The organism is Variovorax nitratireducens (assembly GCF_051216545.1).
In the GTDB taxonomy this organism is placed as follows: domain Bacteria; phylum Pseudomonadota; class Gammaproteobacteria; order Burkholderiales; family Burkholderiaceae_C; genus Variovorax.
In genome coordinates, this window is the sequence record NZ_JBPJZO010000002.1 from 167,519 (window position 1) to 188,342 (window position 20,824).

Genomic DNA, 20,824 nt, shown 5'->3' on the forward strand with positions numbered 1-20,824 from the left:
ACCTGACGAACGCCCTCGTCAGATTGACGAAGCGGCGCGCTCTTTCGACGATCTGCTCTCTACCATCTGCCAGCACTCGCTCCTACAGTTTCCCCAGCGGGCAAACATGCTCACAGGAGAAATGAAATGACGAAGCTGCAGATCGAAAACGTTCTGGTTCTGGGTGCTGGCAAGGTCGGCAGCACGGTGGCGGACATGATCGCGGAGTACCACCGCTTGCCGGTGACGCTCGCCGATGTGAAGCCGGGCCGCGCCGCCGAGAGCGACGCGCTGGTTCGCCGGGTCGCGCTCGATGTCGAGAGCACGCAGGACTTGGGTGCGGCGCTCTCGGCCCATTCGGTCGTGATCAACTGCTTGCCCTTCTACCTCGCGCAGCGCGTGGCGACCGAGGCTGCAAGGTGCGGCGTCCACTACTTCGACCTCACCGAAGACGTGGCGGCGACGAAGGCCATCCGCGAGCTCTCGAACGACGCGACGTCGATCCTCATGCCGCAGAGTGGCCTGGCGCCCGGCGTGATCGGCATGCTCGGCGGCTACCTGGCCAGCCACTTCGACGAACTCTACGACCTGCGCCTGCGCGTCGGCGCCCTCACGCGCAATGCGACGAACAGCCTGCGCTACAACTTCACGTGGAGCATCGACGGCGTCATCAACGAGTACTGCAATCCGTGTGATGCCATCGTCAACGGCCAGCTCGTGTCCGTGCAGCCGATGGAAGGGCACGAGACCTTCACGCTCGACGCGGAGGCGTTCGAAGCCTTCAACACGTCGGGCGGCCTGGGCACGCTGTGCGAGACCCTGAAGGGGAAGGTCAGAAACCTCGACTACAAGACCATTCGCTATCCCGGCCACCGCGCCGCGATGGACTTCCTCCTGCACGACCTGCGCCTGATCGAGCGCCGCGATCTGCTGCGCCAGGTGCTCGAGCATGCCGTGCCGCACAGCCGCGAAGACGTCGTGATCCTGTTTGCCTCGGCGTCCGGCCTGCGCGATGGCCGCTTCGAACAGGAGACACGCGTCGCACGCGTGTTCGGTGCGCCGCTGCGCGGGAAGGATCGCACCGCGATCGAACTCACCACCGCTGCCGGCGTCGTCGGCGTGTTCGAGTTGCTGCAGCAAGGCAAGCTTCCGGCCCGCGGCTTCGTCGGCCAGGAGCAGGCCCCGCTTGAGCAGTTCCTCGCGACCCGGGTCGGCCACTACTACAAGGGCCTCGGCGTCTCGTTCGCCCCCAGCGCGGCCACTGGCGAACCCGCGCACGCTTGATCGGTTTTTCGGCTGTGCCGGCATCGGGCCGGCACAGCTGCCCCTCTTTTCGTCAATCCAAAAAATGGAGCTTCCCATGCGTGGTGCAGATGTGCTCGTGCAAATGTTGATCAACTACGGCGTCGACGTTCTCTTCGGTGTCCCGGGGGACACGAACGTCCCGTTCTACGAGGCGCTCCAGCGCCGCGCCGGCGATATCGAACACGTGATGGCGCGCGACGAGCGCTCCGCGGGCTACATGGCCGACGCGTATGCACGCCTTACCGACAAGCCTGGCATCTTCGAGTGCCCTTCCGGTGCCGGTGCCATGTATTCCCTGCCCCCGGTTGCCGAGTCGAATGCGTCCTCGGTGCCGGTCATTCTTCTGACGATCGACCTGCCGCTGCCCGGCGAAGGCCGCGGCATGATCACCGAACTCGATTGCGCGAAGCTGTTCGAGCCGGTGACCAAGATGTCGGTGCAGATCAAGTCGGCAGACAAGCTCCCCGAGATCATCCGGCGCGCATTCCGGGTCGCCTGTTCCGGCACTCCGGGCGCGGTGCACCTGCAGATCCCGGAGGACATGCTCCTCGCCGAAATCGATCCGGCCACGATCTCGCTGCACGTCGAGCCGGAGTGCAAGACTTTCCCCGCATTCCCCATGGCGCCCGCCCCCGGGAAACTGGACGAACTGTTCGGCCTGCTCAAGGCCGCGCGCAAGCCTTTGTTCGTTGCGGGCGGGGGCGTGAACCGCTCCTGCGCCGGCAGCGCGCTCACCGACGTTGCAGCCAGGCTGAACGTTCCCGTCGTCAACACGATCACCGGGCAAGGCGCCTTGCCGGACGACCATGTCTTGGCGATCGGCGTCATCGGCGACAACGGCTTCCACCCGCACGCCAACCGCGCCTTAGAGGAGTCCGACCTGGTCATCTTCGTGGGCTCGCGCATGGGCTCCGTGGTCACGGTGGGCTGGACTTTCCCGAAGTCGACGTTGAACAAGCGCGTCGTGCAGATCGACATCAACCCCGAGCGTCTCGCGAACAACTACGAGAACCTGCTGTCGATCGCGGGCGATGCCCAGCTCGTGCTGCAGCAACTCCTGAAAGAGACCCCGGCCGATTTCGACACGTCGAAGCATCAGAAGTGGGTCGACCACCTCAACGAATACCGCTCGAATTTCTGGGCACATGCCGAGTCGGTGCTGTCGCTCGACGACGTGCCGCTGCGGCCCGAGCGCGTGGTTCGCGAGTTCAGCAAGCGCCTGGAGAAGTACGGCAAGGCCGTACACATCCTCTCGGACGCCGGAACACCGACCCCCTACATGACGCGCTTCCTGCGGATCGGCGATCGCCGCACCCGCTTCGTGATTCCTCGCGCATTCGGTGGCCTCGGTTCGGCCATCCCCGCGGTAGTCGGCGCCTGGTACGCGGACAAGAACCGCCGGCCGATCGGCATGTTCGGCGACGGTTCGTTCAACATGGCCGTCGGCGAGCTCGAAACGCTGGTACGCAAGAAGGTGCCCGCGCTTCTGATGCTGTTCAACAACGGCTGCTTCGGCTGGATCAAGGGCCTTCACCGCCTGAAGGGCCACGACGAGTGCTTCGGCGTTGACTTCCTGCCCCCGCGCGGCCAGGCCATCGCTGAGGCCTTCGACATCAAGGCCTGGACCGTCACAACGCCCAACGAGCTGATCGCTGCGCTCGACGAAGCTTTCGAATACGACGGCCCCTGCCTCATGGACATCCATGTCGAGTCGCTTGCCGATCGCGTGCCGCCGGTCTATTCCTGGCTCAGCAGGAAGGGCCTCGATCCCCTGGCGCTGCAGCCCGAAGACGTCGCCTACCTTTAAACTTTTGGAACCAAGGAACACCATGAGTGAACTGTCGTCCGTCTTTCAACGCTGTGGCTTCGAGCCTGATGAATATCAAGGCGGCTCGCTGGCCGTGCGCTCTCCCGTCGACGGCGCCGAGCTGGCCCGCCTGCACGAGACGCCTGCATCGCAGGTGGACGAGGTCATCGCCAAATCCAGGGCCGCTTTCCTGAAATGGCGCAACGTGCCGGCACCCGTGCGCGGCGAGCTGGTGCGCCTGTGGGGCGAGGAACTGCGCAAGGCCAAGCAGGACATCGGCTACATCGTCTCGATCGAGGTCGGGAAGATCATCGAAGAAGGCCTGGGCGAGGTGCAGGAAGGCGTCGACATCTGCGAATTCGCGCTGGGCCAATCCCGGCAGTTGTGCGGCAAGACCATCGTGTCCGAGCGGCCGGGTCATCGGATCATGGAGCAGTACCACCCGCTGGGGCCGGTCGCCATCATCACGGCGTTCAACTTCCCGAGCGCGGTGTTTGCGTGGAACGCAGCGCTCGCGCTGGTGTGCGGCGACCCGGTGATCTTCAAGCCTTCGGAGAAGGCGCCGCTGTCGGGCATCGCCACTTTCAAGGCGCTCGAGCGCGCGATCGCCCGCTTCGGCGACAAGGCACCGGAAGGACTGGCCCAGATCGTGATCGGCAAAGCGCCCCTGGCCGAAGCCCTGGTCGAAAGCCCCTCGATTCCGCTTATCTCGGCCACCGGATCCACGCGGATGGGCCGTGCGGTCGGCCCCAAGGTCGCCAGCCGGTTCGGCAAGCGCATCCTTGAACTCGGGGGCAACAACGCCATGGTCGTCACGCCCGCAGCGGATCTCGACATGGCGCTGCTTGCCATCCTCTTCGGCGCCGTCGGCACCGCGGGCCAACGCTGCACATCGCTGCGCCGCCTGATCGTGCATCGCACCGTCAAGGACGCGCTGCTCCAGAAGTTGCTGAAGGCCTACGCGACCCTGCGGATCGGAAATCCTCTGACTCCCGGCACGTTGGTCGGCCCGCTGATCGATGAAGCCGCCTACGACGCCATGCAGGAATCGATCAAGGCAGCCAAGGAACAAGGCGGCAAGGTGTTGATCGGCGGAGAGCGGGCGCTGGAAAAGAATTTTCCGAACGGGTTCTACGTGCATCCAGCCATCGTCGAGATGCCGGCGCAAACGGCCATCGTGCGCCACGAGACCTTCGCGCCACTGCTCTATGTGCTGACCTACGACGACTTCGACAACGCGATCGAAGTGCACAACGACGTGCCGCAAGGCTTGTCGTCATGCATCTTCTCGAACGACATGCGCGAGGTCGAGACCTTCATCTCCGCAGCCGGCTCGGACTGCGGGATGGCCAACGTCAACATCGGGCCGAATGGCGCGGAGATTGGCGGCGCCTTCGGAGGCGAGAAGGAAACGGGCGGCGATCGCGAGAGCGGCTCCGACGCGTGGAAGCAGTACATGCGCCGCACCACCAACACGATCAACTTCTCCAAGGAGTTGCCGTTGGCCCAAGGCATCACCTTCGCTTGACCCTGCAACGATGACCGTCGCCTGATGAGAAACACTGTTGCCGTTCTGGGTGCCGGAATTGTCGGCGTGTCGTGCGCGCTCGAGCTGCAGCGGCGCGGCCACGACGTCACGATCTTCGATCGCGTGGCGCCAGGCCGCGAGACCTCGTACGGCAACGCCGGCGTGATCGCGCGCAGCTCGCTGATGCCCTTCAACCATCCCGGGTTGTGGGCAATGCTGCCGAAGCTGCTGAAGAACAATTCGGCGAGCTTCCGCTACGACCCGCTGTTCCTGGCCAGGAACCTGCCCTGGGCGCTGGGCTTTCTCTCCCGCGCGCGCCCCGGCAGTTTCCAGGAGACCACGACGGCGCTCGACGCGTTGATCCGGCTCTCGACGAAGGAGCATCAGCGCCTGCTGGTCGAGGCAGGCGCTGCGCATCGGCTCCGCGCCACTGGCTGGCTGTTTCTTTATCGGAGCGAACAGGGCTTTGCCGGCGGCCGGCTTGCGCGCGACACGCTCGACAAATTCGGCGTCTCGACACAAACGCTCGATGCGCATGAGCTGTCGGAGCTGGAGCCCGACCTGAAGCCTCTTTTCCCCCGCGCGCTCTGGATCAAGGACGCGTCCTCTGTGGACAGTCCGGGCCGCGTGGTGGAGGCGTATGCAAAGCTGTTCGTCGCCCGGGGAGGACGGATCAAGCAGACGCTCATCGGCGGCATCAGCCGGTCGGGCGCGGGTGACGGCTGGCAGATCACCGAGGAGAGCGGATTGGTTCACGAGGCCGCCCGGGTCGTGCTCGCGTTGGGCCCGTGGACCAAGGAGTTCGCCCGGAAGTCACTCGGCCTGTCGGTGCCGATGGCCTTCGAGCGCGGCTATCACATGCACTATGGCGCCATCGGCAGCGCCTCTCTTGGACGTCCGATCTACGACACCGGCGGCGGCTATGTACTGTCCCCCATGGAGCAGGGCTTGCGTTTGACCACCGGCGTGCAGCTCGCCGCGCGCGACGCGCCAAAGAACCTGGCCCAGCTCGAACTCGCCGAGCGCTCTGCACGGGAAGCCTTTCCCCTGGACAGCCGGCTCGATACGGACGCCTGGCTTGGAAGCCGGCCCACGCTGCCGGACAGCCGGCCGATCATCGGCGAATGCCCTCGGCATCCTGGCCTATGGCTCGCGTTCGGCCACCAGCACATCGGCTTCAGCACCGGCCCCGGAACCGCCTCCCTGTTGGCATCCATGATGGCCGGGGAAGCCTGTGCCTTCGACCCGACGCCGTTCCGCCCATCCCGCTTCATTCGCTGACTGTCGGAGGCGGCGGCGCCGCGAGGCGCGGCATGTCCCGGGTCAAGCCGCCCTGATGGCTTGCAAAAGCCGCGTCTTGATGCACGCGGGCTTCGGTGCGCTCATGCCGTCGGCGCCCCGCCCTGCAGCAGCCCGCGCCCGGCCAGGTTGCGCATCAGTGCGCCGATGCCGAAGTTCCAGCGCGCGGCCTGCTGCGAATGCACCACGCGGTTGACCAGCGCGCCGAGCTCGGGGGCGCTGACGCTGACGCGGTCGCCCACCACGTGCGTGAAGCCCTGCCCCGGACCATGGCGATCCTGCGTGGGCGCGAACATGGTGCCGAGGAACAGCATCAGGCCGTCGGGGTAGTCGTGCTGCGGGCCGATCGCCTGGCCCACCAGGTCGAGCGGGTCGCGGCTGATCTTCGCGAGCGAGCTCGCGCCTTCGAGCTCGAAGCCCTCGGGCCCGGTGACCTGCAGGCCTACCGTGATGCGGCGCACGTCGTCGATGCCGAAGTGCTCGTCGAACAGGCGGATGAAGGGGCCGATCGCACACGACGCGTTGTTGTCCTTGGCCTTGCCGAGCAGCAGTGCGCTGCGGCCTTCGAAGTCGCGCAGGTTCACGTCGTTGCCAAGCGCTGCGCCGCGGGTGTGGCCCTGGCTGTTGACAGCCAGCACGACTTCGGGCTCGGGGTTGTTCCAGGCCGAACCTTCGTGGATGCCGACATCGGCACCGGTGCCAACCGCCGCCAGCACGGGTGCCTTGGTGAAGATCTCGGCATCCGGGCCGATGCCGACCTCGAGGTACTGCGACCACACGCCCTGGGCAATCAGCACCTCCTTGACCTTCGCGGCTTCAGCCGAGCCCGGCACGATGCCGGCAAGGTTGTCGCCCAGCACGTCGGTCAGTCCGGCGCGAATCGATTCGGCCCTGGCCGCGTCGCCGCGCGCCTGCTCCTCGATCACGCGTTCGAGCAGGCTGGCGACGAAGGTCACGCCGCTGGCCTTGATGGCCTGCAGGTCGCAGGGCGCGAGCAGCCAGGGCTTCGAGGTGTCGCGCAGCGTCTCGTCGCTGTTGGCCAGCACCGCATCTAGTGCAGCAATGCCCGGGGCCGTGCCGTCACGCAGCGCCGTGCGGATGTGCGCCACCGGCGCGTCGAGTTCGAGCAACTGGCTCGCGGTGGGCGCGATGCGCGACAGGTCGTGCAGTTGACCCTGGTGCACGGCCACCAGGACCGGGCCCACGTCGGGTTGCCAGAGGCGGCCGATCAGGGTGGCGCGATCGGCGTCGCGTGGCAGGGCATCTTGCGGGGTCAGGGTGGCGCTGGGCATGTCGATGTGTCTCCGGGTTTCTTCGCCCGATGGTACCGGGATGTGCTCAGCGCGCCGCGCTGTGCGAAGCGCTCGCACGGACGCGCGCCACCTCCTGCGGCAGATCGCGCCAGGGCGGCTCGCCGGGCGCGAAACGCGCACGCATGTAGCCGGCGAGTTCGGCGATCTGCGCGTCGTCGAGCGCCTCGCGGAAGGCGGGCATGAAGCCGATGTCCTGGGTCGCCGGCGCGCGCACGCCGTCGAGGATGGTGCGCAGCAGGTTGTCGGGGCGGCTGCTCGTGAGATTGCTGTTGAGCGCGAGCGGCGTGTTCACGCCGAGCAGCGTCGGGCCGTTGCCGTCGTGGTGGCAGCTCGCGCACGCACTGTCGAACATGCGCTGCGCCGGGCTGAGCAGCTGGCCCTGGCGGCTGGCGGCCGTGGCGATCACCTGCTGCGCCTTTTCAGCGGCCTGCGCTTCGGTCGATTGCGGGTTGAAGCTGGCGAGATAACTCGCCATCGCGCGGATGTCAGCATCGGGCACGGCGCCGAGTTCGCGCACCACCTCTGCCATCGGGCCTGCGGCGATGCCGTGCTGCGGCGCATGGCCATGGCGCAGATAGCGGTAGAGCGCATCGGCGTTCCAGGGCACCGCCGAGGCCGAGCGCGCAGTGAGCGCAGGCGCTTCCCAGCCCTCGACCATCGCGCCCGCCAGATACGCGCTGCCGCCCTGTTCGGCACCGAGCGCATTGCGCGGCGTGTGGCAGGCGCCACAGTGGCCGAGGCCGTTGACCAGGTAGGCGCCGCGGTTCCATTCGGCCGTCTGCGTGGCCACGGGCTGGTACGGCGCCGGGTCGTGGAACATCGCGTTCCAGAAGCCCATGAGCGGGCGCACGCTGTACGGGAATTTCAGCTCGGCCGATGGCGTTTCGGCGCGCACCGCGGGCTGCGCCATGAAGTACGCGTAGAGCGCATTGAGATCGTCGTCGCTGGTCTTGGCGAACGCGGTGTACGGGAACGCCGGGTAGAGCTTGTGGCCGTCGCGCGAGACGCCTTCGCGCATCGCGCGCTGGAACGCGCTGAACGACCAGCGCCCGATGCCCGTCTCTGCATCGGGCGTGAGGTTGGTGGTGTAGAGCGTGCCGAACGGCGTTTCCATCGCACGGCCGCCCGCGTTGACGGCGCCGCCGGGCGCGGTGTGGCAGACGGCGCAGTCGCCGATGGCGGCGAGCACGCGGCCGCGTTCGATCGTTGCTTCGGTGTAGACCGGTGCGCTGAGTGCGACCGGTGCGATCGCGGGGCGCCAGCCGAACAGGCCGGCGATGGCGCCGAGGCTGCCGAGCAGGAAGGCCGTGGCCCAGGCGGTTTTGCTCCTTCCCCTTCCGGGGGAAGGCTGGGATGGGGGCACGAGGGCGTCGCCATTCGACCGCTGCTCGCCCCCACCCCCGCCCTCCCCCGGAGGGGGAGGGAGCAAGTCCGGGTGCAAGCCTGCACGAACCACCTCGGGCGTGAACGGCGGCGACCGGAACCGCACGCCGGTCGCATCGAAGATCGCATTGGCGATCGCCGCCGTGCCCGGCACCGACGACGACTCGCCCGCACCGAGCGCCGGCTCGCCGGGCCGCGGCATGTGCATCACCTCGATCACCGGCACTTCGCGGAAGTTGAGGATCGGGTAGCTGCCCCATTCGCGGTTCACCACCACGCCGGCGGGCGGCACGCCGGGCAACAGCCCGGCCTGGTTCGTCGCCTGGGGCGCGAACTGCACCTTCTCCTTCAGTGCCCGGCTGGTGGTCTGGATCACGTTGCCGTGGATCTGGTGCTCTACGCCGGCCGGGTTGATCAGCAGACCCGCGTCGTGGCCGACAACCACGCGCCGCACATGCACTTCACCGGTCTTCTGGTTGACCTCGACATCGGCCACCCAGGCGGCCCAGGCCGCGCCGAAGCCGGGCCACTTGCTGTGGATGTAGCGCGCATACGCCACGCCCTGGCCGAACAGGATGTCGCCGCCGGCACCGAGCCCGCCGTCGGCGTTCTCCTGCGGGCCGGTGCGCATGCGCCAGCCGGCCTTCTGCGCGGTGGCGCGCAGCAGCTCGGCGGCGCGCGGGTCGGGCAGGTGCCGCAAGCGGAACTCGACCGGGTCGATGCCGGCAGCGGTGGCCAGCTCGTCCACATACGACTCGTGCGCGAACGAGCTCGGCAGCGCCGACACGCCGCGCAGCCACGAGGCACGCACGATCGGCGCCATGTCGTTGACCTTGACGCGCAGGTTCTCGTAGGCATAGGGCGGGCGCGCGGTGCGGTCGCCCATTTCGAAGGCCTGCGCCACCGGTTCGATGGTGCGCGTGAGCAGCAGCGCGAGCGTCGGCGCGCCGTTCGACGGGTACGAGGTTTCGAAGTCGTAGGCCGCCACGCTGCCGTCGGCCGCGAGCCCGCCATTGACCTGCATCAGTTGCGCCGCGCCCTTGGGCTCCCAGGCATGCTCCTGCTCGCGCGTGAGCTGCACGCGCACCGGTGCACCCACGGCACGGGCCAGCAGCGCCGCGTCGGCGGCCACGTCGTCGGCGCCGTTGCGGCCATAGCAGCCGGCCGCCTCCATGCGCACGACCTCGATGGCCACATCGGGCAGGCCCATGAGGCGCGCGAGGTCGGCGCGCAGCACGTGCGGATTCTGCGTGCCGGCCCACACCGTGAGCACCGTGCCCCCACGCTCACCCACTGCGTGTGGCTCGCTGCCCCCCGAGGGGGCCGCATTCCGCCCTGGGAGCGGCCCGGCGGCACAACCATCGCCGCGCCAGTCGGCCAGCGCACAGGACGGCCCGATCGACGCATGCATCTGGTAGGGCCACACATACGTGCGCGGCATCGGTTGCGCTGCAGCGGCGAGCGCGGCGTCGACATCGCCTTCGTCGACAAGCAGGCGCTGTGTCGACGGATTGGCACGGATCGCGCCTTCGAGGTCGTCGAGCGACGGCAAGCCCGGCCAGGGCTTCCACTGCACGCGCAGTTCACGCAGCGCCTGCTCGGCATGCTCCTCGCGCTCGGCCACGATGCCGACGAAATCGCGGATCACCACCACGGCGCGGATGCCGGGAATGTGCGCGATCGACGCCTGGTCGACCGCCTCCAGCGTGTTGCCGATGAACTCGCCGTGGTCGGCGCCCGCATAGGGTGGCCGCACCACGCGGCCATGCAGCATGCCGGGCACCCGCATGTCGTGCACGAACACGGCATCGCCGGCCAGCTTGGCCGGAATGTCGACGCGCGGCACGCTCGTGCCGACCAGGCGATAGTCGTCGGGATGCTTGAGCGGCGTGTCGACGGCGAGCATCAGCAGGCCGCGTTGCCCCACAAGCAGTTCGGCGAACGACCGGCCAACCGAGGCATCGGCCCGCGCATGCACGCGGCCTTCGGTCACCGTGAGGTCGGCTTCGGGAATGCCGAGCCATTCGGCCGCCTGCGCGATCAGCCAACCGCGCGCCTGCGCTGCGGCGAGCCGCAGCGGCGCTGCGTGCAACTGGATCGATGCGCTGGCAATGGTCGCGCCCTGGTTGGGCGCGCGCGCGGTGTCGCCCAGCACCACGTGCAACTGCGCGAGCGGCAGGTCGAGTTCTTCGGCCACGATCTGCGCGAGCGCAGTCTGCAGGCCGGTGCCGAGATCGACATGGCCGTTGAGTGCGGTCGCGCTGCCGTCGTCCCACAGCGCGAGCAGGACTTCAGGGCCCTCGGCCGGATTGCCGGAAACGAGTGGTGGCTGCCCCGGGGTTGGAGGCGGCGCGGGCGGTGTCTCGCGCAGCACGACCAGCACGCCATCGGCCTCCAGAAAATCGGCCCGCGTGCGCGGCGCATCGGCGCGACGCGTCACAAGGGCTCGTCCTTGTCGGCGATGCGCTGCGCGGCGAGCTGCACCGCGCGCAAAATTTCCACATGCGTGCCGCAGCGGCACAGGTTGCCCGACAGCTCGGCACGGATGCGATCCTCGCTCGGCCTGCGCTCGCGTGCCAGCAGCGCGGCGGCCTGCATCACCATGCCGTTGAGGCAATAGCCGCACTGCGCCGCCTGTGCATCTTCAAAGGCCTGCTGCACCGGATGCCAGTCGTCGCGCGAGCCGAGGGCCTCCAGCGTGGTGATGCAGCGGCCTGCCACGCCGTGCGCCGGAATCACGCAGGATCGCGCGGCCACGCCGTCGACCCACACCGTGCAGGCTCCGCACTGGCCGAGCCCGCAGCCGTACTTCGGGCCGTTGAGCCCGAGGTCGTTGCGCAGCAGATGCAACAGCGAGGCCTCGCGCGGGACGGCCAGCGCCTGCAGCCGGCCATTGACCTGCAGTTCGAGTCTCTGTGCGGCTTCAGCGCCGCAGGCTGCCGTCACGGGTGTACATCTCCAGATCCACGAAGTTCGAGCCGTTGTGGTTCTTCGCGCTGTAGGTCACGGGAAACTCGCCGAAGCGCGCGTTGCCCATGCCTTCGAGCGCGGTGATGAAGCCTTCGCGCGTGAGGCTGCGGCCCGCGCGCTTGATGCCGTCGACCATCACGCGCGAGACGATGTAGCCCTCGAGCGCTGTGTAGCTGTCGATCTTCTGGCCGAACTCGGCGCGGTCGCGCTGGTAGTCGGCCACGATCGGCAGGCGCGGCACCTGCGGCGGCGGCACGATGCTGGCCGTGACCAGGCCTTCGAGCTTGCCGTTGAGGCGCTGCGCAGAGCCTTGCGCATCGGTGATGCCGACCGACAGCGTGTAGAGCGGCGCAGCGGCGCCGCTGGTGCGGTAGTCGCGGATGAACACCTCGCTCATGCGGCCGGCCATGATCATCACCACCGCGCCGGGTTGTGCCTTGGTCAGGCTCTCGCCGATGGCCTTGGCGTCGGTTGCGGTGATCGCCATCGGCAGGGTCTGAACGACCTTGACGTTGTACTCGGCCGCCAGCTGCTCGCAAGTGGCGAGGTTCGCCTTGCCGAAGGCGCTGTCCTGGAACACCACGGCGATGCTCTTGTTGCCGATGGTCGAGAGGTGGCTGATGATCTTGCGCAGCTCGAGGTCGTAGCCAGCGCGCACATGGAACAGGTGGCGGTCGAAGTTGGTGCGGAACGATGTGGTGCCGACCAGCGGCGCGAACATCGGCACGCCTGCCTTGGTGGCCAGCGGCATCGCGGCCACCAGATTGCCGGTGGCCACATAGCCGGCGAGCGCGAACACCTTGTCTTCGTCGATCAGCTTGGCTGTGTTGGCGGCCGTGCGCTGCGGCTCGTAGGCATCGTCGTAAGACACCAGTTCGAGCTTGCGGCCGTTGACGCCGCCGCTCTTGTTGACCCGGTCGAAGTAGAGCTGGATGCCGGCCCGGTAGTCGATGCCGAAGTCCTTGGCCACGCCGCTGAACACGGCCGACTGGCCGATGCGGATGGTGCTGTCGGTCACGCCGTTCTCGGCGAGCGCCAGGCCGGGCAGCGCGGCGGCCAGCCAAAGCGCCGCGTGCCACGCCGCGCGGGCATGTTGTTTGAAGTGCAAGCCCATACCTCAGGCAGCCACTGCGATGTCGGCCGACTGGATGCGCTTGACGCCCTTGGCGGTCATCTGCTTCCAGGCCGCAGCCAGCGAACCATTGAGGTCGATGCCGCGTGTCGCGTCTTCGATCACATAGGCTTCGAAGCCTGCCTTGCGTGCATCCATCGCGGTCCAGGCCACGCAGAAGTCGGTGGCCAGGCCGGTGACGAACACGGTCTTGATGCCGCGCGCCTTGAGGTAGCCGGCAAGCCCGGTCGCCGTCTTGTGGTCGGCTTCCTCGAAGGCCGAGTAGCTGTCCATGTCCTTGTGGAAGCCCTTGCGGATGATGAGTTGCGCGGTCGGCACCTTGAGTTCCTTGCCGAGCGCGGCATCCTCGGTGCCCTGCACGCAGTGATCCGGCCACAGCACCTGCGTGCCGTAGGTGAGCTTGGTGGTCTCGAACGGCTTCTTGCCCGTGTGCGTGCTTGCGAACGAGGCATGGCCTGCGGTATGCCAGTCTTGCGTGACGACGACGTTCTCGAACACCGGTGCCAGCTTGTTGATGATCGGGATGACTTCGTTGCCGCCCTTGACTGCGAGCGTACCGCCGTCGAGGAAGCAGTTCTGCACGTCGACCACGATCAGTGCAGCCTTGCTGCCGGGCTTGATCTTGCCGGCCGCGAAGGCGGACAGGCCGAAGCCGCCCATGAGGCCGAGGGCGGCGCCGGACTGGAGAAGGGTTCTGCGATGCATTGCGGACATGGTGTGGGCTCCTGTAAAAAGCTGAGAGACAAAAACTCAAAACGTCGCGACTCCATTCCAGGAACACCACGGAACCGGCTCTGCCGGGCCGTCGGTGTTGCCCCCTGGAAGGGGGTTGGCGAAGCGACACGAAGTGCGCGAAGACTGGGGGTCATACGCTCAAATACGCGCGGCGAATCTCGTCGTTCGCGGCAAGTTCCGCCATCGAGGCTTGGTAGCGAATCTGGCCCTTTTCGAGCACATAGGCGCGATCCGACACCAGCTCGGCAAAGTGCATGTTCTGCTCCGACAACAGGATGCTCACGCCATGTGCCTTGAGCTCGAGGATCATGTTGGCCATCTGCTCGACGATCACGGGCGCCACGCCTTCCGAGGGCTCGTCGAGCAGCACCAGATACGGGTTGCCCATCAGCGTGCGCGCCACGGTCAGCATCTGCTGCTCGCCGCCGCTCATGCGGCCGCCCGGACGGTTCGGCATTTCACCCAGATTGGGAAACAGCTTGAACAGCCGTTCAGGCGTCCACACCGGCGCGCTGCTGCCGTCCGTCCAGCGGCGCTCGGGCTGCCTGCCGACCTCGAGGTTTTCCATCACCGTGAGGTCGGTGAACACGCGCCGGTCTTCGGGCACGAAGCCCAGGCCCAGCCGTGCCGCCACGTGCGGCTCCCGCTTCGAGATGTCGTGGCCCAGAAAGCTCACTGCGCCGCGGCGCTTGGGCAGCATGCCGATCAGCGCCTTGAGCGTGGTCGATTTGCCGGCGCCGTTGCGACCCATCAGCGCGACCACTTCGCCGCGCCGCACTTCGAGATCCACGTCGAAGAGGATCTGCGCGGCGCCATACCAGGCGCACAGCGATTTCGCCTGAAGCAATGTTTCGTGTGTGCTCATTGAATACCTCCGCCCTGCGGGCTGCGGTGCCGAGCGCCTTCGGGCGGCCGGGCGGCGCTCATATCGCCGCTCCCACTGCCGCGTTCACTTCCGCGGCCTTCTCTGCAATCTTCTCGAAGGTCTTGCCGCTGCCGAAGTACACCTCCTGCACCTTCGGATGGTCGCGGATCTCGAGCGGCTTTCCCTGCGCGATGAGCCGGCCGCGGGCCAGCACGATCATGCGGTCGGCGTAGGCAAACACCACATCCATGCTGTGCTCGGTGAACAGCACGGCCAGGCCGCGCTGGATCACGAGTTCCTTGGTCAATGCCATCAGCGAATTGCGTTCCTTCGGCGCCATGCCGGCCGTGGGCTCGTCCATCAGCAGCAGCTTCGGGCTGTTGGCCATGGCGATCGCGAGTTCGACGCGCTTGACGTCGCCGTACGCGAGTTCGCTGCATGGGCGATCGGCCTGCGCCTTCATGCCGACCTGCTCCAGCAGCGCGAGCGCCTCGTCGCGCTTGTGCTCGGCCGCGCGGCGCCACATCGAAAACAGCTTGCCGTCGTGCGAGAGCATCGCCATCTGCACGTTCTCGACCACGGTGAGCGACGCAAACGTTTCGGCGATCTGGAAGGTACGGCCGACGCCCAGGCGCCAGATCGCGCGCGGCTTGCGGCCCACCAGTTCGTGCCCGTCGAACAGGATCGAGCCCTGATCGGCCTTGAGCTGGCCGTTGACCATGTTGAAGGTGGTCGACTTGCCGGCGCCGTTGGGGCCGATCAGTGCCAGCAGTTCACCGGCCGCGAGTTCGAAGCTGATGCCGTCGACCGCCTTCACGCCGCCGAACGACTTGCCGAGGTTGTCGACCTTGAGAAGGGACGTCGTGCTCATGCCTTGGCCCCCTTCACTTCGACCGCATCCGGCTTGCGCTTCAACCGGTCGAACAGCTGCTTCGTGAAGCCCGCGATGCCCTGCGGGAACAGCAGCACCAGGATCAGGATGATCGCGCCCAGCATCGCGCGCCAGTAGTCGGTGTTGCGCGCCACCGAGTCGTGCAGCCAACTGAAGGTGAAGGCCCCCACCACTGGCCCGGCCAGCGTCTGGATGCCGCCCAGCAGCACCATAACCAGGCCGTCGACCGACTTGCCGACGCTGAGACTTTCCGGCGAGATGCTGCCCTTGGAGAACGCATAGAGCGACCCGGCGAGCCCGGCCGCGGCACCCGCGATGACGAAGGCCGTCCATTGCATGCGCTTGACGTCGATGCCGATCGCGTCGGCACGCAGCACCGAATCGCGCCCGGCGCGCAGCGCGTAGCCGAACGGCGAGAACAGCACGCGGCGCAGCATGAGGATGCCGCCGCCCACCAGCACCAGCGTGAGCCAGTAATAGGCGCGCTTGTCCGACAGGAACGAAGAGGGCCAGACACCGGTGAGGCCGTTGCTGCCGCCGGTGAACGAATCCCACTGGTAGGTGATGGCCCAGGTGATCTGCGCGAAGGCCAGCGTGAGCATCGCGAGATACACGCCCGACAGCCGCACCGCGAACCAGCCGTAGACGAAGGCGCCGATGGCCGCGACCAGCGGCGCCGCGATCAGCGCCACCTCCATCGGAAGGCCGCTCGAACGCACCATCAGCGCCGCGCCGTACGCGCCAAGGCCGAAATACGCCGCGTGGCCGAACGAGTGCATGCCGGCCGGGCCCATGATGAAGTGCAGGCTGGCCGCGAACAGCGCGGCGATCAGCAGGTCGATCAGCAGTACCGTGGTGTAGGGCGAATCGGCCGTGAGCAGCGGCATCGCCATCAGCACGGCGCCCAGTGCGGCGACCAGCCAGAGGTAGCCCTTGCCGGCGCGGCGCAGCGGCTCTTCCTGCATGCCGACATAACGGCTCGGCGCCTGCGGCCTGCCGAACAGGCCCCAGGGGCGCCAGACCAGCACCACGGCCATGACGAGGAATTCGACCACCAGCGTAAGCTTGGAGAACGAAACGCTATAGCCGAACACGTCGACCACGCCGAGCCAGATGCAGACGGCCTTGATCTCGGAAATGAGCAGTGCCGCAACATAGGCCCCCGGGATCGAGCCCATGCCCCCGACCACCACCACCACGAAGGCGGCGCCGATGGTGTTGAGGTCCATCTCGAGCGTGGCGGGCTCGCGCGGCAACTGCAGCGCACCGCCGAGCCCTGCGAGCAGGGCGCCGAGCGCGAACACGGCCGTGAACAACCAGGCCTGGTTGACGCCGAGCGCGCTGACCATCTCGCGGTCTTGCGTGGCGGCGCGCACCAGCGTGCCCCAGCGCGTGCGCGTGAGCAGCAACCAGAGCAGGCCCAGCACCACCGGGCCGATCACGATCAGGAACAGGTCGTAGCTCGGAAACTGCCGGCCGAGGATTTCGACCGAGCCCGACAGGCCCGGCGCACGCGGGCCGAGCAGCTCGTCGGGGCCCCAGAGCCACAGCACTGCGTCCTTGATCACCAGCACGAGGGCAAAGGTCGCGAGCAACTGGAACAGCTCGGGCGCCTTGTAGATGCGGCGCAGCAGCACCACCTCGATCAGCGCGCCGAGGATGCCCACGGCGACGGCCGCGATCACGAGTGCCGGCCAGAAGCCCAGGCCGGTGCCCAGCTTGTCGACCAGTGTGTAGGCGATGTAGATGCCCACCATGAAGAAGGAGCCGTGCGCGAAGTTGACGATGCGCGTGACGCCGAAAATCAGCGACAGGCCCGCCCCCACCAGGAACAGCGAAGAAGCCGATGAGAGCCCGGTGAGGAACTGCAGCAGCAATGACGAAAGACTCATCCGAAGACCTTCAGGTGGCGGTTTTCATTTGGGCAAGGTATCCGCATTCAACGCAGCCCCGCGGTTGGCGCCGTCGTGCCCCACCCCAACCCTCCCCCGAAAGGGGAGGGAGCCCTACCAGGAACACCGTGGAACCGGCTTTGCCGGGCCACCGGTGTTGCCCCCGGCAGGGGGAAGGAGAAGCGACACGAGGTGCGCGTAGCCTGGGGGCGAGCCTCATTGCGCCGCGCGTGCCTTCTTGACGTCGGCGGCCGACGGCTGGAACTTGGCGCCGTCGAGGTAGACGTAGTCGACCATCACGCCCTTGCCGCCTTCGTTCTTGGTCTTGCCGACGAACGCACCCATGGTCGACTGGTGGTCTTCCGGACGGTAGGTGATCTTGCCGAACGGCGTGTCGACCTGCAGGCCCTTGAAGGCGGCGACCAGCTTCGGCGTTTCGGTGCTCTTGGCCTTGGCGATGCCGGCCGCGACCGACTTGATCATGCTGTAGCCGACCACCGAGCCGAGGCGCGGATAGTCCTTGTACTTGCCGTGGTAGGCCAGGAAGAAGGCCTTGTGCTCGGGCGTCTGGATACCGTACCAGGGGTAGCCGGTAACGAGCCAGCCGTTGGGCGCTTCGTCCTTCAGCGGGTCGAGGTATTCGGGCTCGCCGGTCAGCACGCTGACCACGGCACGATCCTTGAACAGTCCGCGCGTGTTGCCCTCGCGCACGAACTTCGACAGGTCGGCGCCGAACAGCACGTTGAAGATGGCATCGGGCTTGGCATCGCCCAGTGCCTGGGCCACGGCACCGGCGTCGACCTTGCCCAGCGGCGTGGCCTGCTCGACCACGAACTCCACGTCGGGCTGCGCAGCCTTGAGCAGGTTCTTGAAGGCGGCCACGGCTGACTGGCCGTATTCATAGTTGGGGTAGACGATGGCCCAGCGCTTCTTGTTGAGCTTGACCGCCTCGGGCACCAGCATCGCAGCCTGCATGTAGGTGCCGGGGCGCAGGCGGAAGGTGTACTCGTTGCCGCCCTGCCAGGTCATCTTGTCGGTGAGCGGTTCGCCGGCCAGGAAGAAGAACTTCTTCTGCTTGGCGAAGTCCGCCACGGCCAGGCCGGTGTTCGACAGGAAGGTGCCGGTCAGCACGTCGATCTTCTCGCGTGCCACCAGCTCTTCGGCCACGCGCACCGCATCGCCGGGGTTCGCGTTGTCGTCACGCGTGATGAGCTCGAGCTTCTTGCCGTTGACGCCGCCCTTGGCGTTGATCTCTTCGACGGCCAGCTCCATGCCCTTCTTGTAGGGCTCGAGGAAGGCGGGCTGCGCCTTGTAGCTGTTGACCTCGCCGATCTTGATCACGCCCTGCGCATGCGCGGGAACGAGAGCGGTGGCCAGGGTGGCGAGTGCCGCGGCGCTGAAGACATGACGCAGTGGTTTCATGAAAAACTCCTTGAGGACAGGGAACAAAAACGAATAACTGACTTTTCGCGAAACACCGCGGAACCGGCTTTGCCGGGCCGCCGGTGTTGCCCCCGGCAGGGGGTTGGCGAAGCGACACGAAGTGCGCGAAGACTGGGGGCGAGCTTCATACTCGAGCTTCATTTCAGACCGTCTTCGCCCTTGATTTCAGAGACCTTCAGGCCGCCGATGCGCGGCAGGGGCCGGCCGCTGTCGGTGACCGCGACGGCGACGACGATTTCGTTGGCGCGCGGGGCATCGGAGACGCGGGCCTCGACTGCATCGAAGTGGCTCCGCACGAAGGCTGCATCCTTGTGGCCGAGCGGCACGTCGATCGCGGTGCCGAGCGTGCCGCGCTTCTTGCTCGACGGCACCAGGGCCGCGCCCTTCTCCACCGCCAAGCGCAGCGGCGCGCCAAGTTTGGGATGAAGGATGGCCGCGGCGTGCTCGAGTTCGCCGGCTTCGCCGACGATCGCGGCCTTGCCGTAGCTCTGCGCGGCACCCGGTGCGATGCCGAGCGCGGCCACGCATTTCTGGCCGAGCAGCGCACCAAGCTCTTCGCCGATCGCGATCAGTTCGTCGAGGTTTTCGCTGTAGCGGCCGGCATAGGGGTTCTCGATCACGGCGATGGCCACGGCGCGGCGCGTCGGCGGGTCGATGGCTTGGCCCATTTCGATGCGGGTCTCGTCCACCTGGACGACGAGTTTGCGGATATTGGCAGTCATCGGAGTCCGTCCCACTTGGAAATGTCTTTGGCGAGCAGCCCGCCAACACGGGCATGGATGCGGTAGCCGGTGCTCATCGCGAGAATGAAGACGATCTCGTCCGCGGCCGGCGCGCCAGGCACGCGCACCTCGATGGCATCGAATTGGCCGCGCACGTAGCTGGCATTGATGTTGGTGAGGGGCACGTCGAGCGCGGCGCCCGGCGGGCCGACTTTCTTGGTCGAGGGCACGATCGACAGTGCATTTGCAGGCTGGCCGGTTTTCTCTTCGGCCTCGCCCTTGCGGTAGGCATTGCGGTCGCCCTTCCAGCCGAGCAGCTCGCGCATCGCATAGCCGCCCGGAACATGCCAGAGCGCACCGTGTTCGAGTTCGCCCGCGGCACCGACGATCGCGCCCTTGCCGTAGGTGGCGATCTGCTCCGTGCCCACGTCCATGGCCGCGAGCAGCCGGTGCGCCATGTCGACGCCGACCGGATCGAGCAACGTCATCATCGGCAGGATGTCGGGTTCGTAGCGGCCGGCGAAAGGGTTGGTCAGCACGGCGCCGATGGCGCCCCGCACCAGCGGGGTTGCGGCGCGCGGGCCGAACTCGTGGTGGATGTGCTCGACTTGCGTGAACACGCGGCGGATTTCGATCATGGACATTTCGTTAAGCAAATACTGAACCAACGGCCATCCGGGATGCGCGAACCGGCAGCCGGGCCTTGGAGCATAAGGGCTCGGCCACGCGGTACTGCCCCTGGCAAACGAGCACCGCCGAGTCGATCGATCCGCCCTGCTGGAGCACGAGGGCACGCGCCACGCCCGCATCCAGTGCGCGGCGCACCTGCGACGGTGCCAGCGCGTCCACCCCGACCGTGACCGGAATGTCGCCCAGATCGCTCTCATCCTTGCATTCGCTGGCGGGGCGGCGCGTGATGCCGGCGTCTTCCACATTGACCGCGTTGGCGATGACGGTCGCAGCCGCATCGGCCTCGGCCGCGCTCCTTGCCAGCACCGTGACGCTGTCGGCGATGCCGAGCGAAAAGCTGCGCCCGCGCCAGCCGCTGGTCGCGACGCCGCGCACCGGCATGTCGGCAGTGATCTCGAACTGCCCGTCGGTCGTTATGGCGCCAACATCGCGCGGGTCGAAGCGCGCCAGGTCGGAGAACAGGCCCACGCGCACCGAATACCCCGTAGCGAGGTGCAGCGCGATGTCGCCGCCGTTGTTGAGCCAGGCGCGGTCGATGCCGGGACGCTCATAGAACCGGATCAGTTCCTGCGCCACCGAACCGGCCACCGCGGCCATCGGCGTGATGAAGGCCGCACGGAACGGAAAGCAGGCGCTCCACATGCGCCGCGCCACCGGGCCGTGCAGCGCGCAACGCTCGCCGACCGGCTGGCGCAGCAGCGGCAACTCGTCGACCAGCTCGCCGAGCACGGTGCCGAAGCGCTGCCATGCCGCCTCGTGCGCGGCAGCGACCGCCCGCGGCTCACCATGTGCCTCGGCCACGATGTCGATCGGGCCGTGACTCAGGTGCCAGCGGTGCGCGTCGAGCGCGTTTCGTTGCGCAGACATGG

16 protein-coding genes are annotated in these 20,824 nt (G+C 67.3%); 4 read left to right on the forward strand and 12 right to left on the reverse strand.

The genetic code is table 11. From position 1 onward, the window contains the following. Positions 1 to 126: 126 nt before the first annotated feature. The 4 genes from ACSFA8_RS06110 (at position 127) to ACSFA8_RS06125 (ending at position 5,900) form a co-directional block, all read left to right on the forward strand. Entirely contained in the window at positions 127 to 1,263 is a 1,137-nt protein-coding gene (locus tag ACSFA8_RS06110) for a saccharopine dehydrogenase family protein (RefSeq protein ID WP_435478615.1), read from the forward strand. A 76-nt stretch (positions 1,264 to 1,339) separates the two neighbouring features. After that, the gene (locus ACSFA8_RS06115; RefSeq protein WP_435478616.1) at positions 1,340 to 3,091 is read left to right on the forward strand and encodes a thiamine pyrophosphate-binding protein; all 1,752 of its coding nucleotides are present in this window, start codon (positions 1,340 to 1,342) and stop codon (positions 3,089 to 3,091) included. A gap of 22 nt (positions 3,092 to 3,113) precedes the next feature. Beyond that, on the forward strand, positions 3,114 to 4,619 hold the full coding sequence (gene amaB, locus ACSFA8_RS06120; protein ID WP_435478617.1) for an L-piperidine-6-carboxylate dehydrogenase: 1,506 nt from the start codon (positions 3,114 to 3,116) through the stop codon (positions 4,617 to 4,619). Positions 4,620 to 4,643: 24 nt separating this feature from the next. Continuing rightward, entirely contained in the window at positions 4,644 to 5,900 is a 1,257-nt protein-coding gene (locus tag ACSFA8_RS06125) for an NAD(P)/FAD-dependent oxidoreductase (protein WP_435478618.1), read from the forward strand. Positions 5,901 to 6,001: 101 nt separating this feature from the next. Here the strand turns inward: ACSFA8_RS06125 and ACSFA8_RS06130 are convergent, their stop codons facing one another. From ACSFA8_RS06130 to ACSFA8_RS06185, 12 genes are all read right to left on the reverse strand, one after another. After that, positions 6,002 to 7,210 carry a fumarylacetoacetate hydrolase family protein gene (locus ACSFA8_RS06130; protein WP_435478619.1) on the reverse strand — a complete coding sequence of 403 codons (1,209 nt, stop codon included), beginning with the start codon at positions 7,208 to 7,210 and terminating at the stop codon, positions 6,002 to 6,004. A 46-nt stretch (positions 7,211 to 7,256) separates the two neighbouring features. Beyond that, complete coding sequence (locus ACSFA8_RS06135; protein ID WP_435478620.1) at positions 7,257 to 11,054, reverse strand: molybdopterin cofactor-binding domain-containing protein; 3,798 nt, start codon at positions 11,052 to 11,054, stop codon at positions 7,257 to 7,259. Further along, on the reverse strand, positions 11,051 to 11,560 hold the full coding sequence (locus tag ACSFA8_RS06140; protein WP_435478621.1) for a (2Fe-2S)-binding protein: 510 nt from the start codon (positions 11,558 to 11,560) through the stop codon (positions 11,051 to 11,053). Before ACSFA8_RS06140 ends, ACSFA8_RS06135 begins: the two co-directional genes overlap by 4 nt. Then, positions 11,538 to 12,644: an ABC transporter substrate-binding protein gene (locus ACSFA8_RS06145; RefSeq protein WP_435479194.1), complete on the reverse strand. Its 1,107-nt coding sequence runs from the start codon at positions 12,642 to 12,644 to the stop codon at positions 11,538 to 11,540. The genes ACSFA8_RS06140 and ACSFA8_RS06145 overlap by 23 nt, the downstream gene beginning before the upstream one ends. A gap of 57 nt (positions 12,645 to 12,701) precedes the next feature. After that, positions 12,702 to 13,421, reverse strand: a complete 720-nt coding sequence (gene pncA / locus ACSFA8_RS06150; RefSeq protein WP_435479195.1) for a bifunctional nicotinamidase/pyrazinamidase — start codon at positions 13,419 to 13,421, stop codon at positions 12,702 to 12,704. A gap of 160 nt (positions 13,422 to 13,581) precedes the next feature. Further along, positions 13,582 to 14,316, reverse strand: a complete 735-nt coding sequence (locus ACSFA8_RS06155) for an ABC transporter ATP-binding protein (protein ID WP_435478622.1) — start codon at positions 14,314 to 14,316, stop codon at positions 13,582 to 13,584. Between the two features lie 58 nt (positions 14,317 to 14,374). After that, a complete protein-coding gene (locus ACSFA8_RS06160) occupies positions 14,375 to 15,187 on the reverse strand; it encodes an ABC transporter ATP-binding protein (protein ID WP_435478623.1) in 813 nt (270 codons plus the stop codon). Continuing rightward, positions 15,184 to 17,100 carry an ABC transporter permease gene (locus tag ACSFA8_RS06165; protein ID WP_435478624.1) on the reverse strand — a complete coding sequence of 639 codons (1,917 nt, stop codon included), beginning with the start codon at positions 17,098 to 17,100 and terminating at the stop codon, positions 15,184 to 15,186. The genes ACSFA8_RS06160 and ACSFA8_RS06165 overlap by 4 nt, the downstream gene beginning before the upstream one ends. A gap of 216 nt (positions 17,101 to 17,316) precedes the next feature. Next, on the reverse strand, positions 17,317 to 18,522 hold the full coding sequence (locus tag ACSFA8_RS06170) for an ABC transporter substrate-binding protein (protein WP_435478625.1): 1,206 nt from the start codon (positions 18,520 to 18,522) through the stop codon (positions 17,317 to 17,319). Positions 18,523 to 18,680: 158 nt separating this feature from the next. Next, positions 18,681 to 19,265: an amino acid synthesis family protein gene (locus ACSFA8_RS06175; RefSeq protein ID WP_435478626.1), complete on the reverse strand. Its 585-nt coding sequence runs from the start codon at positions 19,263 to 19,265 to the stop codon at positions 18,681 to 18,683. After that, positions 19,262 to 19,903 (reverse strand): amino acid synthesis family protein, encoded by a 642-nt coding sequence (locus tag ACSFA8_RS06180; protein WP_286540736.1) that lies wholly within the window; start codon positions 19,901 to 19,903, stop codon positions 19,262 to 19,264. The genes ACSFA8_RS06175 and ACSFA8_RS06180 overlap by 4 nt, the downstream gene beginning before the upstream one ends. Positions 19,904 to 19,913: 10 nt before the next feature. After that, positions 19,914 to 20,822 (reverse strand): UPF0280 family protein, encoded by a 909-nt coding sequence (locus tag ACSFA8_RS06185; protein WP_435478627.1) that lies wholly within the window; start codon positions 20,820 to 20,822, stop codon positions 19,914 to 19,916. Positions 20,823 to 20,824 lie beyond the last annotated feature (2 nt).

What these genes read in the sequence shown, in the direction of transcription:
- ACSFA8_RS06110 (WP_435478615.1), top strand. Translation starts at nt 127, where the DNA reads ATGACGAAGCTGCAGATCGAAAACGTTCTGGTTCTGGGTGCTGGCAAG.
- ACSFA8_RS06115 (WP_435478616.1), top strand. Translation starts at nt 1,340, where the DNA reads ATGCGTGGTGCAGATGTGCTCGTGCAAATGTTGATCAACTACGGCGTC.
- amaB (WP_435478617.1), top strand. Translation starts at nt 3,114, where the DNA reads ATGAGTGAACTGTCGTCCGTCTTTCAACGCTGTGGCTTCGAGCCTGAT.
- ACSFA8_RS06125 (WP_435478618.1), top strand. Translation starts at nt 4,644, where the DNA reads ATGAGAAACACTGTTGCCGTTCTGGGTGCCGGAATTGTCGGCGTGTCG.
- ACSFA8_RS06130 (WP_435478619.1), bottom strand. Translation starts at nt 7,210, where the DNA reads ATGCCCAGCGCCACCCTGACCCCGCAAGATGCCCTGCCACGCGACGCC.
- pncA (WP_435479195.1), bottom strand. Translation starts at nt 13,421, where the DNA reads ATGCATCGCAGAACCCTTCTCCAGTCCGGCGCCGCCCTCGGCCTCATG.
- ACSFA8_RS06155 (WP_435478622.1), bottom strand. Translation starts at nt 14,316, where the DNA reads ATGAGCACACACGAAACATTGCTTCAGGCGAAATCGCTGTGCGCCTGG.
- ACSFA8_RS06160 (WP_435478623.1), bottom strand. Translation starts at nt 15,187, where the DNA reads ATGAGCACGACGTCCCTTCTCAAGGTCGACAACCTCGGCAAGTCGTTC.
- ACSFA8_RS06165 (WP_435478624.1), bottom strand. Translation starts at nt 17,100, where the DNA reads ATGAGTCTTTCGTCATTGCTGCTGCAGTTCCTCACCGGGCTCTCATCG.
- ACSFA8_RS06170 (WP_435478625.1), bottom strand. Translation starts at nt 18,522, where the DNA reads ATGAAACCACTGCGTCATGTCTTCAGCGCCGCGGCACTCGCCACCCTG.
- ACSFA8_RS06175 (WP_435478626.1), bottom strand. Translation starts at nt 19,265, where the DNA reads ATGACTGCCAATATCCGCAAACTCGTCGTCCAGGTGGACGAGACCCGC.
- ACSFA8_RS06180 (WP_286540736.1), bottom strand. Translation starts at nt 19,903, where the DNA reads ATGATCGAAATCCGCCGCGTGTTCACGCAAGTCGAGCACATCCACCAC.
- ACSFA8_RS06185 (WP_435478627.1), bottom strand. Translation starts at nt 20,822, where the DNA reads ATGTCTGCGCAACGAAACGCGCTCGACGCGCACCGCTGGCACCTGAGT.